Annotated in this window: 14 protein-coding genes, 1 tRNA gene and 1 riboswitch; of the genes, 3 read left to right on the top strand and 12 right to left on the bottom strand. The window is 68.2% G+C overall.

What is annotated here, in order from left to right:
- Positions 1 to 82 precede the first annotated feature (82 nt).
- Positions 83 to 553: an Lrp/AsnC family transcriptional regulator gene (locus ABIC65_RS00465; protein WP_141985104.1), complete on the bottom strand. Its 471-nt coding sequence runs from the start codon at positions 551 to 553 to the stop codon at positions 83 to 85.
- Between the two features lie 136 nt (positions 554 to 689).
- Here ABIC65_RS00465 and ald point away from each other — a divergent pair, with 136 nt between their 5' ends.
- Positions 690 to 1,796: an alanine dehydrogenase gene (gene ald / locus ABIC65_RS00460; protein ID WP_354306246.1), complete on the top strand. Its 1,107-nt coding sequence runs from the start codon at positions 690 to 692 to the stop codon at positions 1,794 to 1,796.
- A gap of 42 nt (positions 1,797 to 1,838) precedes the next feature.
- Here the strand turns inward: ald and ABIC65_RS00455 are convergent, their stop codons facing one another.
- From ABIC65_RS00455 to ccmC, 8 genes are all read right to left on the bottom strand, one after another.
- Positions 1,839 to 3,284: a radical SAM protein gene (locus ABIC65_RS00455; protein ID WP_354306245.1), complete on the bottom strand. Its 1,446-nt coding sequence runs from the start codon at positions 3,282 to 3,284 to the stop codon at positions 1,839 to 1,841.
- A gap of 69 nt (positions 3,285 to 3,353) precedes the next feature.
- Positions 3,354 to 4,019, bottom strand: a complete 666-nt coding sequence (locus tag ABIC65_RS00450; RefSeq protein WP_354306244.1) for a tetratricopeptide repeat protein — start codon at positions 4,017 to 4,019, stop codon at positions 3,354 to 3,356.
- Positions 4,016 to 4,423: a cytochrome c-type biogenesis protein gene (locus ABIC65_RS00445; RefSeq protein WP_354306243.1), complete on the bottom strand. Its 408-nt coding sequence runs from the start codon at positions 4,421 to 4,423 to the stop codon at positions 4,016 to 4,018. The genes ABIC65_RS00450 and ABIC65_RS00445 overlap by 4 nt, the downstream gene beginning before the upstream one ends.
- The gene (locus tag ABIC65_RS00440; RefSeq protein ID WP_141985101.1) at positions 4,420 to 4,947 is read right to left on the bottom strand and encodes a redoxin family protein; all 528 of its coding nucleotides are present in this window, start codon (positions 4,945 to 4,947) and stop codon (positions 4,420 to 4,422) included. Before ABIC65_RS00440 ends, ABIC65_RS00445 begins: the two co-directional genes overlap by 4 nt.
- Positions 4,944 to 6,872 carry a heme lyase CcmF/NrfE family subunit gene (locus tag ABIC65_RS00435; RefSeq protein WP_354306242.1) on the bottom strand — a complete coding sequence of 643 codons (1,929 nt, stop codon included), beginning with the start codon at positions 6,870 to 6,872 and terminating at the stop codon, positions 4,944 to 4,946. The genes ABIC65_RS00440 and ABIC65_RS00435 overlap by 4 nt, the downstream gene beginning before the upstream one ends.
- Complete coding sequence (ccmE, locus tag ABIC65_RS00430) at positions 6,869 to 7,303, bottom strand: cytochrome c maturation protein CcmE (protein WP_121077827.1); 435 nt, start codon at positions 7,301 to 7,303, stop codon at positions 6,869 to 6,871. The genes ABIC65_RS00435 and ccmE overlap by 4 nt, the downstream gene beginning before the upstream one ends.
- On the bottom strand, positions 7,300 to 7,431 hold the full coding sequence (locus ABIC65_RS00425) for a hypothetical protein (RefSeq protein ID WP_354306241.1): 132 nt from the start codon (positions 7,429 to 7,431) through the stop codon (positions 7,300 to 7,302). The genes ccmE and ABIC65_RS00425 overlap by 4 nt, the downstream gene beginning before the upstream one ends.
- On the bottom strand, positions 7,428 to 8,147 hold the full coding sequence (gene ccmC, locus ABIC65_RS00420; protein WP_354307744.1) for a heme ABC transporter permease CcmC: 720 nt from the start codon (positions 8,145 to 8,147) through the stop codon (positions 7,428 to 7,430). Before ccmC ends, ABIC65_RS00425 begins: the two co-directional genes overlap by 4 nt.
- Positions 8,148 to 8,258: 111 nt before the next feature.
- Positions 8,259 to 8,442: riboswitch (yybP-ykoY riboswitch) on the top strand.
- A gap of 10 nt (positions 8,443 to 8,452) precedes the next feature.
- Between ccmC and ABIC65_RS00415 the strand changes: the two genes are divergently transcribed.
- Entirely contained in the window at positions 8,453 to 9,022 is a 570-nt protein-coding gene (locus ABIC65_RS00415; protein WP_354306240.1) for a TMEM165/GDT1 family protein, read from the top strand.
- A 155-nt stretch (positions 9,023 to 9,177) separates the two neighbouring features.
- Here ABIC65_RS00415 and ABIC65_RS00410 read toward each other — a convergent pair whose 3' ends face one another.
- From ABIC65_RS00410 to ABIC65_RS00400, 3 genes are all read right to left on the bottom strand, one after another.
- Entirely contained in the window at positions 9,178 to 10,227 is a 1,050-nt protein-coding gene (locus ABIC65_RS00410; protein ID WP_354306239.1) for a Glu/Leu/Phe/Val family dehydrogenase, read from the bottom strand.
- Between the two features lie 32 nt (positions 10,228 to 10,259).
- Positions 10,260 to 10,336, bottom strand: a tRNA-His gene (locus ABIC65_RS00405).
- A gap of 48 nt (positions 10,337 to 10,384) precedes the next feature.
- Positions 10,385 to 11,554 (bottom strand): GspE/PulE family protein, encoded by a 1,170-nt coding sequence (locus ABIC65_RS00400; RefSeq protein ID WP_354306238.1) that lies wholly within the window; start codon positions 11,552 to 11,554, stop codon positions 10,385 to 10,387.
- A gap of 126 nt (positions 11,555 to 11,680) precedes the next feature.
- On the opposite strand from ABIC65_RS00400, the gene ABIC65_RS00395 reads away from it, so the two are divergent.
- Positions 11,681 to 12,340, top strand: coding sequence for a prolyl hydroxylase family protein (locus ABIC65_RS00395; RefSeq protein ID WP_354307743.1), 660 nt, complete (start codon positions 11,681 to 11,683; stop codon positions 12,338 to 12,340).
- Positions 12,341 to 12,372: the final 32 nt, after the last annotated feature.

Raw genomic sequence — 12,372 nt, 5'->3', positions numbered from 1 at the left:
GTGCAACATGCCCTATCAACAAGCGTGTCCAGGGCCGCTAGACGCACCAGCGCCCCGCCCGTTCCAACGGACCCCAAGATAGTCATCGCGCGGCCCCGAACAAGGCGTCGCCCTCGCCCCGTGTCGGCACCTCGCGCAGGACGAAACTGCTGTTGATCGTGACCACGCCGGGCAGCCGGCCGAGATGTTCGCGGTGCAGCCGTTCGTAATCGTCGAGGTCGCGGCACAGGATCTTGAGCCGGTAATCCTGCCCGCCCGAGACCAGCGCGCACTCGACCACCCCGTCGATCCGCCCCACGGCCGCCTCGAACTGGGCAAGGTCTTCCTCGACCTGCGTACCGAGCGTGATGTCGACCAGCGCGGTGACGCGGAAGCCGAGCGTGCGGTGCCCGAGCCGCGCGCCATAGCCCCGGATCAGGCCGTTCGCCTCCAGCGCCTGGATGCGCCGGGTGCAGGCGGATTGCGACAGCCCCACCGCCGCCGCTACTTGGCTCACCGGCGCGCGCGCGTCTGCGGCGAGCAGCTTGAGGATTGCTGTGTCGATTCGATCCATTCCGCATGGAATGCGCGCGACAGCCCAACAAACGCAAGATCCATGCATACAGCGGCCGCTGGCGCGGCCTGCTTTGCAGAGATTCGCGTGGCGGATCCGCGGTATATCGCGCGCACCAGGACTTAGGAGAGTTCCCATGCGCATCGGCGTTCCCAAGGAAATCAAGAATCACGAATATCGTGTCGGCCTGACCCCCGCCTCGGTGGCGGAGCTGGTCCATGCCGGCCACAGCGTGCTGGTCGAGACCAAGGCCGGCATGGGCATCGATTTCGACGATGCCGCCTACACCGCGGTCGGCGCGCAGATCGCGCCCGACGCCAAGACCGTGTTCGCCCAGTCGGACATGATCGTGAAGGTGAAGGAGCCGCAGCCGCAGGAAATCGCGCTGCTCGAGCCGCGCCACCTGCTGTTCACCTATCTCCACCTCGCCGCCGACAAGCCGCAGGCCGAGGGCCTGATGAAGTCCGGCGCGACCTGCATCGCCTATGAGACGGTGACCTCCAACTCGGGCGCCCTGCCGCTGCTCAAGCCGATGAGCGAAGTCGCCGGCCGCATGTCGGTCCAGGTCGCCTCGCACTATCTCGAGAAGGAACAGGGCGGCCGCGGCGAGCTGCTCGGCGGCGTGCCGGGCGTGGCACCGTGCAAGGTGGCGATCCTCGGCGGCGGCGTCTCGGGCATCAACGCCGCGCAGATGGCGACCGGCCAGCGCGCCGACGTGACGATCTACGACATCAACAACGAGCGCCTTGCCGAGCTCGACATGCATTTCGGCAGCCAGATCAAGACCGCTTATGCCAGCAAGGCCGCGATCGCCGAGGCGGTCCGCACCTCGCAGGTGGTGATCGGCGCGGTGCTGGTGCCGGGTGCGGCGGCGCCCAAGCTCGTCACGCGCGACATGCTCAAGACGATGATGCGCGGCTCGGTGCTCGTCGACATCGCGATCGACCAGGGCGGCTGCTTCGAGACCAGCCGTGCGACCACCCATGACGATCCCGTGTTCGAGATCGACGGCGTGATCCACTATTGCGTGGCGAACATGCCCGGTGCGGTCGCCCGCACCTCGGCCTTCGCGCTGAACAATGCGACGCTGCCCTTCGTGCTCAAGCTCGCCAACCACGGCGCGGAAGCCGCGATGCAGGCCGATCGTCACCTCGCCAACGGCCTCAACGTCTCGGGCGGCAAGATCCGTCACCAGGCGGTGGCCGACGCGCTAGACTTGCCCTTCGAAGCCTGGGCGGGCTGAACCCCGCCCCTCTCGTCCGGGCACCTGCCCGGGCGAGAGGGCTCAGGCCACTACGGCCTGCTGCGGCAGATAGTCGACCAGATTGCCCAGAATCGCGCGACGCGAGCGCAACCGCGGATCCGCCATCGCCGCCAGGAACGCGCGATATTGCGGATGGGTGGGCGCGAATACCGCCTTCTGCGCATATTCTTCCGGCGAGAAGGTGCCCCAGTTGGTCATCTTGCCGAAATAGAGGCTGGTGACCCCAAGACTTTCGGCCAGATCGACCGCGGCGCCCATCTCGTGGAAATTGTCCACCTGCACCGTGAAGCTGAGATACAGCGAGTCCACCAGTCCCTGCGCCAAGAGGTCGGCGGCGAAGCGCAGATTTTCCTCCATCACCTCCCAGCGCGCGCCACGTCGAAGCAGTTCGTGGGTTTCCTTAGACGCCCCGTCGATGCTGATCTGGAGCGACTGGACACGGCCATGCAGCGCCGGGAACTTCTCCCACTCGCACGGGGTGAACAGCATCGCGTTGGTCATGATGCGGAAGCGCAGCTCGGGATAGTCGTCCGCGGTCAGCCGCTCCATCAGCTGGCGGAAATTCTTGCTGGCGAAGGGATCGCCCGATCCCGTGATGAACACCGACTTGGCATCCCGCAGCATCGGCAGGATCGCGCGCTCCTGCATCGCGCTGTAGCGCTCGCGCGTGGCGGCATCTGCAGCCTGTTTGCTCGTGCGGCAGCTCGGGCAGGAGAGGTTGCAGGTAACGTCATAGGCGAGGTTCACGTCCTGCGGCCCCTGCTGCATCTCGGTTTCGCGCTCGGCGATCAGTGCGGCAAGGCTCGGCCAACGTACCATCGCCTCCTGCCTCGTCGGCAGCGTGCCGGCCTGGATTTCAGGACAGGCCGTCTTGTTGCAATGGCGATAGCTGCCGTCATGGATGCTGGCGCGCACCGCTTGCGCCGCCTGCGAGTTCCACACGCTCTCCCAATCCGACTGGCTCAGGTCGCCCGCCGAGGTGGGCAGCCAGTTCGCGCAGCATTGGTGCGTGCTATTGTCCAGCACATGGAGTTCGACGAACGGCTTGACGCAGAAGCGCCCCTCCAGCCGGTATTTGGGATTGGCGGGATCGGCCAGGCCTTGGACGTGAAACAGGGCGCCTTGGAGCAGCAGCGAATTGCTTTGCATCGTCGCAGCGCGCGTGAGGCGAGCAACCGCAGCGGGCAGTTGCCCCTCATGCGCTTCGCACATCGCGACGAGGATCTCGAGCGCGATCGCCAAGAAGAGCTCGATCTTAGGATTGCTGCGCATCGCCGCGGCGTGTGTGTCGCGGATCACAGAGGAGAAATGCGGCAACGCCTGCAGGAACTGGGGGAATGCTGCCCAGATCTCCGGCCGATCGTCGATCTGGATCAGGTCCTGCAACATGGTGTGCAGCATGTCCTGCGCCTGCGCACGCGCGGCCTGTTCGGTCTTGGCGGCGGCTTTGTGCGCGGTCTTCTTCATTGCAGTCACCGTCCCTGGAAGGCGCGCCCGTACGCGGCGCTCCTTCCAGTATAGAGGGTTGACGCTGCCTTAGGGTCTGGCGGGCGCCGCGGCCGGGGCTTGCGCGCCCCTCGCGACAGCGGCCAGGCCCGGATCGAGCTTCAGCATCACGCTTACCATGTCGTCGCGATAGCTTGCGCTCGGCGGGAGGAGGCGGAGCGCCTTGCCCCAGGCCTGGCGGGCGCCCGCCAGATCCCCAGCCCGGGCCAGCGCGACACCGCGGTAGAAGGGCGGCCCGGGGTGGTTCGGCGCAAGCGTCTCGGCCTTGTCGAAGGCGTAGCGCGCCGCAGGCGAAAGCTGGTCGCCGTCATGTTCGGCAAGCGCGAGACCGAGCCCGGACCAGAGCCCCAAATCGTTCGGAGCCTTGCGCACCGCGCCCAGCATCACGTTCGCGGCGAGCTGTGGCGCTCCGGCGCGGGTCATCGCATCGGCCGCCATGAAGTAGCTGTAGTCGAAGTTGAACCGCCCGAAGAGGCCCTCGCGCGCCGCGATCAGGTCGGGATCGAGCGGGCGCACGCTGGCGACGCCTTCCACCGGATGGTCCGGCAGGCTCGGCTGCCCCTGCCAGGCATAGCCGGCGCCCGCCAGCATCACCGCCATCGCCGGCACCGTCCAGAAGCGCTTCGGAAAGCGAATGAGTAGCAATAGCGCAATCGCAAGCACCGCAAAGCCGCCGAAGACCAGCCATCCCGTCATGCCGTCTTCCTCTTGAACAGGCGGCGCGCGATCAGCAGGCCGAGGGCGAGCAGCGCCAGCGGGGCGATCCACAGCGGTGCGGTGACCCAGCTCAGCGGCGGGTCGTAGGTGACATAGTCGCCATAGCGCTCCATCAGCCATTTGCGGACCTGGGCGGGCCGCTCGCCCGCGGCGATCCGCTGGCGGACCAGCGCGCGCATCTCGCCGGCCATGTCCGCGTCGCTGTCGGCGATACTCTGGCCCTGGCAGACGAGGCAGCGCAGCGTCTCCATCAGCGCCTTGGCCTGGGCTTCCTGGTCGGGGTCGGGCAGCTGGGTATAGGCGAGCGGCGACGCCGGCAGCGTCGAATCCGCGTGCGCCGCGCCGGCCAGCAGCAGCGCGATGGGCAGCAGCGCCCGCCTCACTTCGCCTTCTCCAGCGCGGCAAGCAGCTTGGGCACGTCCTCGGCACGAATGTCGCCGATATGCTGGTCGACGATCACCCCGCGCGAGTCGATCACGAAGGTCTCCGGCACGCCCGAGGAGCCGAGCGAGAGCTGCGCCCGCATCGCCGCATCGTCGCCGATGCGGGTATAGGGGTCGCCGTTGCGGGCGAGGAAGGCCCGCACCTCGGCCGCAGTGTCGCGCACCGCGATCGCGTCGATCTGCGCGCCCGCCTGCTTGAGCTTGAGCAGCTGCGGCGCCTCGGCGACGCAAGGGATGCACCAGCTGGCGAAAACGTTGAGCAGCCGCGGCTTGCCCTTGGGCCAGGCCGCCGTGTCGATGCCGGGCTTGCCCGCAACGATCGCGGGGAGCTGCAGCGTGGGCAGCGGCTTGCCGACCATGGCCGAGCGGACGATGCGGTCGCTCGGCTGGATCAGGCCGTTCACCACCAGCACGAAGACAAGTACGAACAGGGCGAGCGGCAGCCAGATCAGCAGCTTCTTCATGCCCATTCCTCCCGCTCGCGCGCCTCGCGGCGGGCGCGGAGCACCCGGCCAAGCAGCGACAGGATGCCGCCCAAGGCGATCAGCCCGCCGCCCGCCCAGATCAGCGTGACGAAGGGCTTCCACCACAAGCGGAGCTGCCAGCGCCCCGCCCCGTCCGCCGCGCCGAGCACGGTATAGACCTGGCCGTCCCACAAGGTGGCGATCGCCGCCTCGCTGGTATTGGTAGGCGGGTTGGCGAAGAAGCGCTGCTGGGGCACCAGCTCGAACGGCTCGGCGGTCCCGCGCTGCACCTGCAGCCTTGCCTCCAGTGCCGACCAGTTGGGGCCGACGGTGGGCCGCACCTCGCTCAGGGTCACCTTGAACGGGCCGACGGTGAGATTGTCCCCGATCGCCACGGCGGCCAGCCGCTCCTGCTTGAAGAGCGTGTCCGCCGCCATGCCGCCCAGGCTCACCGCCATGCCGAGATGCGCGACGACCATGCCGTAGATCGGAAGCGGCGTGCGGCGCAGATTGCGCTTCCACAAAGGCGCGATACTCGCGGCCGCCAGCCCGAAGGCCAGCGCCAGCACCAGCACCGCGATCGGCGATGCGAAGCCCGACAGCGCGAAGAACAGCGCGAAGGCGACGCCCGCGACGGCAACCGGGATCGTCAGGCGGGAGAGCAGTGCCTGCGCCGAATCCTTCCGCCAGCGCAGCAGCGGCCCCGCCGCCGTACCTGCGACCAGGAACAGCGCGACCGGCACCGCGGTCTTCTCGAAGAAGGGTGCACCGATCGACAGCTGTACGCCCATCGCTTGCGCCACGAGCGGATAGAGCGTGCCGATCAGCACGATACCCAGGATCACGCTGAGGAGCAGGTTGTTGAGCACCAGCGCCGCCTCGCGGCTGACCAGCTGGAAGGTCGCGCCCTGCGTCACCGTGCCCACCCGCGCGCCGAACAGCGCCAGCGCGCCGCCGATATAGATGCCGAGCAGCGCCAGCAGGAAGCTCCCGCGGGTCGGGTCCACCGCGAAGGCGTGGACGCTCACCAGGATGCCCGAGCGCACCAGGAAGGTGCCGACCATCGACATCGAGAAGGCGACCACCGCCAGCATCAGCGTCCAGGCGCGCAGGCCGTCCCGCGTCGCCAGCACGTTGACCGAATGGAGCAGCGCGGTCGCCGCGAGCCACGGCATCAGCGAGGCATTCTCCACCGGGTCCCAGAACCACCAGCCGCCCCAGCCGAGCTCGTAATAGGCCCAGTAGCTGCCGGCGGTGATGCCGATCGTCAGGAAGATCCAGGCGGCGAGCACCCAGGGCCGCATCGCCTTGGCGAAGGCGGGGCCGACGTCGCGCATCAGCAGCGCCGCGACCGCGAAACTGAAGGCGACCGAAAGGCCGACATAGCCGAGATAGAGCGTCGGCGGATGGAAGGCGAGGCCAGGATCCTGCAGCAGCGGGTTGAGCCCCTGCCCGTCCGCCGGCGCGGGGTTGAGCCGCGCGAAGGGGTTCGAGGCAAAGGCGAGGAAGGCGTAGAAGCCGATCGCGATCGCGGCCTGTGCGGCGAGCGTCGCCGACAGCGTCTCCGCCACCAGCCGCCGCTCGAACAGCGCCACGCCTGCGCCGGCGACTGCGAGCACGGTCACCCAGAGCAGCATCGAGCCTTCGTGGTTCCCCCAGGCGCCGGCGACCTTGTAGAGCATCGGCTTCAACGAATGGCTGTTCTCCGCCACCAGCAGCACCGACATGTCCGAGGTGACGAACAGCCAGATCAGGATCAGGAAGGCCAGCAGCGCGAACAGCGCCTGGACCAGCGCAATCTTGCGCACCCCCGGCAGCATCGCGCCCGGATCGCCCGCCCGCGCGGCGGCGGCGCCCAGCAGCAGCTGCGCAATGGCGAAGGCGGTGGCGAGCCACAGCGCCGCGAGCCCGGCTTCGGCGATCATGGCTCCAGCGACTCGCTCTTGTGCATCTTCCCCGCCATTTGCGGCGGCATGTAGCGCTCGTCATGCTTGGCGAGCAGATTGTCGGCGGCGAAACTGCCGTCCGGCTGGAACTGGCCTTCGGCGACCACGCCCGATCCTTCGCGGAAGAGGTCCGGCGTCACGCCGCGGAAACGCACCGGCACCACGTCCTTGCCGTCGGTGACCTTGAAGGCGATCGACACACCGTCCTTGGCGCGGACCAGCGAGCCCTTCTCGACCATGCCGCCCAGCCGCACCGCCTTGCCCAGCGGCAAGGGCTTTCCGGCGACGTCCCCGGGGGCGTAGAAGAAGGCCGCCTGGTCCTTGAGCGCGGAAAGCGCCAGCAGCGCCGCGCCGATGATCGCAGCGACCGCTAGCAATGCGAGCGTCAATCGTTGATGCTTTGCCTTCACGCGCGGCGTCCCAGCGCTTCGGCGGCGGCTTCCGCGCGGCGCATCCCCCACCAGCTCGCGGCGGCAATGCCGCCGGTGCCGAGCGCCACCACCAGATAGGCGGCGGTCACGAACCACCAATGGTTCATTGCGCCGCCCTCCGCCGCAGCCGGGCCTCGACCTTCTGCCGGGCGAGCAGCGTGCGCATCCGCATCAGCACGATCGCTCCGAAGAGCAGACTGAATCCCGACAAGGTGAACCAGAGCGGCCAGAGCATTGAAGCGTCGATACTGCTGCGGGTGAGGCCGATGCTTTCCCCCTGGTGCAGCGTGTTCCACCACACCACCGAATAGCGAATGATAGGCAATAGCACCGTTCCCGCGACACCGAACAGCGCCGGAATACGCCCGTCGCCGCTCCGCTCTGCATCGGCGCGGGCGAGCGCGATCCAGGCGATATAGACGAAGAAAAGCAGCAGCATGCTGGTCAGCCGTCCGTCCCATTCCCACCAGGTGCCCCAGGTCGGACGTCCCCAGATCGAGCCGGTGATCAGGCACAGCGCGGCGAAGATCGCGCCGACCGGCGCGATGGCGCGCGCGGCGACGATGGCCAGCGGGTGCCGCCAGATCAGATAGCTCAAACAGGCTACCGCCAGGCTGCTCCACCCGCCCATGCCCAGCCAGGCGGTCGGCACATGGATATAGAGGATGCGCACGCTGTCCTTCTGCAGATAGTCGGCGGGCGTCTGGGTAAGACCGGCCCAGGCGCCGAACAGCGTCAGTGCAAGACCTACCCAGAACAGGGCAGGCGTCAGCGGCCGGGCGATCTTGAGGAAGCGCGCCGGATTGGCGAGGGCGTGAAGCATCGGCACGCGGAGAGGATTAGCCGGGTTTCTCCCCCGATTCCAAGCAGCGATTGCACCGCCCCGCCCCTCCTTGCGCATAGGGTTGCAAAGCCGTGCAGCCTCCGCTACCCGAGCCCGGTCATCTGGGGAGTAGCCAGTCGGTGCCGCGCGCACCGGGCGCTTGCGTCAACATACTTGGTCGAGAGGCCATGGCGCAGGCGGAGCCGCAAGGTTCGGGCGAGACCAATGGCGTCGCATTTCCGCTCGTGCCGGGCGGGGAGATGCGATGTCGTTGGATTCGCATCCGCCCGGCCCCGGAGATTTTCTTGGAAGCCCTGCTCACCTCCACCGCGGTGGTCGCGCTCGCCGAAATCGGCGACAAGACCCAGCTGCTGGCGATTTTGCTCGCCACCCGCTTCAAAAAGCCGGTGCCGATCATCTGCGGCATCTTCGCCGCGACGATCGCCAACCATTTCCTCGCCGCTTTGGTGGGTGCCGAAGTCGCCGGGCTGCTCGACAGCATCTGGTTCCGCTATGCGATCGCCGCGTCGTTCGTCGCGATGGGCCTGTGGACGCTGATCCCGGACAAGCTCGACGAGGAGGAAGCGCCCAAGCCGGCCCGGTTCGGCGCGTTCCTCACCACGGCCATCGCCTTCTTCCTGGTCGAGATGGGCGACAAGACGCAGGTCGCCACGGTGGCGCTCGGCGCGCGCTTCCATGCGGTGCTGCCGGTGACGGCGGGGACGACGCTGGGGATGATGCTCGCCAATGTGCCGGCAGTGTTCCTCGGCAAGGCGGTGATCGACCGGGTGCCGCTGACGACCGTGCACCGCATCGCGGCGCTGCTGTTCGTCGCGATCGGCCTGTGGCTGGCGGCGCAGACCGCGTGGTTGTAACGTCAAGATCCTCCCCGGCACGGGGAGGGGGACCGCGCGGCGCAAGCCGCGTGGTGGAGGGGGGCTTCAACACCGGACTCGCGCGTGGAGAGCCCCCTCCACCATTCGCTGCGCGAATGGTCCCCCTCCCCGTTCCGGGGAGGATCTAAAAAGGATTACCGCCCGATCAGGCGCTGGGCGATGCGGTCGGCGACTTCGCTCGACGGATCGCGGGTCGCGGCGCTTTCATCCCACACCTGGTCGAGGCGCACCGGGATCTTCTCGACCCGCGCATCGACCTCGGAGCGGTCGCCCTGCCCGAGATATTCGAGCGCGACGTTGATGATGCCGCCGGCGTTGATCACATAATCCGGCGCATAGACGATGCCGCGCGCATGCAGGCGGTGGCCGTCCTCGCGCGTGGCGAGCTGGTTGTTCGCACCGCCGGCGACGACGCGCACCTTCAGCGCCGCGATCGACTGTTCGGTGAGGATCGCCCCCAGCGCGCAGGGGCTGAGAATATCGGCTTCGTGCGTCAGGATCGCATCGGCATCGATCGCCTCGGCCCCCAGCTCGGCAGCCAGCGCCTTGGCGCGGTCGCCATGCACGTCGGCCAGGGTCAGCTTCGCGCCGTCCGCCGCCAGCAGCCGGGCAAGCCCGCCGCCGACCGAGCCGACGCCCTGTATTGCAACGCGCACGCCGGCCATCGAATCGACGCCCAGCCCGCGCTTCGCCGCCGCCTTGACGCCGAGATAGACACCGCGCGCCGTCACCGGGCCCGGATCGCCGCCCGCGCTGCCCGCCGCCACCGGCAGGCCGGAGACATGCTCGGTCTGGGTCGCGACGACCTTCATCCGCGCTTCGGACATGCCGACGTCCTCGGCGGTCACGTAGCGGCCATGGAGCGACTCGACTGCGCGGCCGAAGGCTTCCAGCTGCGCCTGGGTCACTTCCGCACCCGGCTTGTCCGCGAGGATCACGCCCTTGCCGCCGCCCATCGGCAGATCGGCCATCGCGTTCTTGTAGCTCATCCCCCGCGAGAGGCGGAGCGCATCGGTGATCGCGGCGCGGTGATCGGCATAGTGCCAGAAGCGCACGCCACCCGCGGCAGCGCCCAGCGCGGTCGAGTGGACCGCGATGATCGCGCTAAGGCCGGAAGCCCGATCCGAGAAGAGGTGAACGCCCTCGTGGTCGTCGAAATCGGGAAAGCCCCAGTCGGTGATCATGGATGGATCCGCGCTGTGATGAAGGGGGAAAATGGGGCGACCAACGGGGATCGAACCCGCAACCTCTGGTACCACAAACCAGCGCTCTAACCGATTGAGCTATGGTCGCCGTGAAGGAGTGCGCGCTTAGCGGGCTCCGAAGCGGAGCGCAAGATGATTACGCACCCTGCCCGCGGGAAATTTTCACTGCCTCCTCCGGCGTCGTCACCCCGGTGCGGGCGAGGTGCCGTGCGGCGGAGCCCAGATTGGGGGTGCTGATAAAGGCATGGCGGGCGAGAATCGCTGCATCGCCGCCGTCATTGACCAGCCGGCGGATCGTCGCGTCGCCGCGAATCGATTCGAACACGCCGGTCTGCCCGGCAAACCCCGTGCCCCCGCACACCACGCACCCGGCAGAGGCGTAGACGATCGCGCCGGGATCGAAGCCAAGCAGCGCCGAGACCGATCCGGTCGCCTGCACCGGCTCGCGGCATTCGGGGCACAGTCGCCGCACCAGCCGCTGCGCCATCACCAGCCCGAGCGCGGAAGCGAGGTGGAAGGCCTCCACCCGCCAGCTGCGCATCTGCTGGATCGCCGCCACCGAATCGGCCGCATCGATCCCCGCCAGCACCAGTCGCCCCGCCTGCGCCGCCTGTATTGCCGCCGCGGCGGCGGCCCGATCGGCGATCGAATCGATCATCAGTACGTCGACGTCCTGGTCGATCGCCGCGCGCAGGGTCTCCGCCGGGGCGACGACCGATCCGTCCGCCCAGGTCACCCCCAGCATATCGGGCATCGCACCGGTCGCGATGGCGAGGCCCGGCCGGGTGCGGGATACGGCGAGGCCGAGCAGCGTCTGCAACGTCGTGCTGCCGCCCTGCCCCGCCGGTGCCGCCACCAGCACGAGACCGGGCCGCGCCAGCACCGTGCGCGCGTGGTTGGCCAGCGCCGCGCTCATCCCCAGCGCCTCCAGTTCGCGGTGCCCGGCCTGGCGGGGCGCACGCTGTAGCACCACCCGCTGCCCGAGCACGACCGGCAGCACGAAGACGTCTAGCACCTCGCCTTCCCAGCGCATCTCGCCGCGCTGGGGCAGCACGCCTTCCGGAGACAGCCGCGCCGCGGCGGTGATCTGACGGATCAGCGCCTCGCCTTCGTCCCGATCGACCTCGCGAAAGGGATGGAGCAGCCCAGAGGCGCGGAACGCGATCTCGATGCCCCGGTTGTTCGGCTCGAAATGGAGGTGAGACGCTTCGAGCTGCGCCGCCTCGGCGAGCAACACCTCCAGGCGCACTGCTCCGGCCGCTGGCGCGCCTGCCGCTTCGGGATGCCGTTCGACCTCGATATGCACCTGTCATCCCCCTGCTGGACCAGGCCCGGCTACGCAGGCTTTATGACAATCGACCTGCAGATTTGTGACGATCGCGCGTCCTGCTGGCAGGAAGCCACCTGTTTTGGCAAAAGTGCGGCCATGCAGATGTCTCCCCTTTCCTCTCTCGGCAGCGGCCATCCCTCCGAACCGGTCGTCGAACGCATTCTATCCTATCCGGGCGTGCAGAAAGTGCCGAGCCCGAAGGTGACGCTGTTCATGGTGCGCAACTTCCTCGATGCAGCGCAATGCGCGGCGCTGGTGGCGCGCATCGACGAGAAGCGCCGCCCCTCCACCCTCGCCAATGCCGGCGACGATTACGCCTTCCGCACCAGCGAGACCTGCGATCTCGCCGCCGACGACCCGCTGGCGATCGACCTCAAAGCCCGCATCCTCGACTTCATCGGGCTCGACGGCGCGCATGCCGAGCCGATGCAGGGCCAGCGCTATGCGATCGGACAGGAGTTCAAGGCGCATACCGACTATTTCGATCCCGGCACGCCCGACTTCTACAAATTCTGCGACGTCTCCGGCCAGCGGACCTGGACGGTGATGCTCTACCTGAACCATGTCGAGGCGGGCGGCGCCACGCGCTTCAAGGCGATCGACAAGATCGTCCAGCCCGAGCCCGGCAAGCTGCTCGCCTGGAACAATCTGCGGCCCGATGGCAGCATCAATCCGGCGACGATCCACCATGCGATGAAGGTGCGCGCGGGCACCAAATACGTGATCACCCAGTGGTTCCGCGAGCGGCCCTGGGCCTGGTGACCGCGCGATGCGAAAACGCCCGGAGGAACCTC

Source organism: Sphingomonas trueperi, assembly GCF_040545665.1.
Lineage (GTDB): Bacteria > Pseudomonadota > Alphaproteobacteria > Sphingomonadales > Sphingomonadaceae > Sphingomonas > Sphingomonas trueperi_B.
This window is presented reverse-complemented; position numbering and strand designations above follow the sequence as displayed.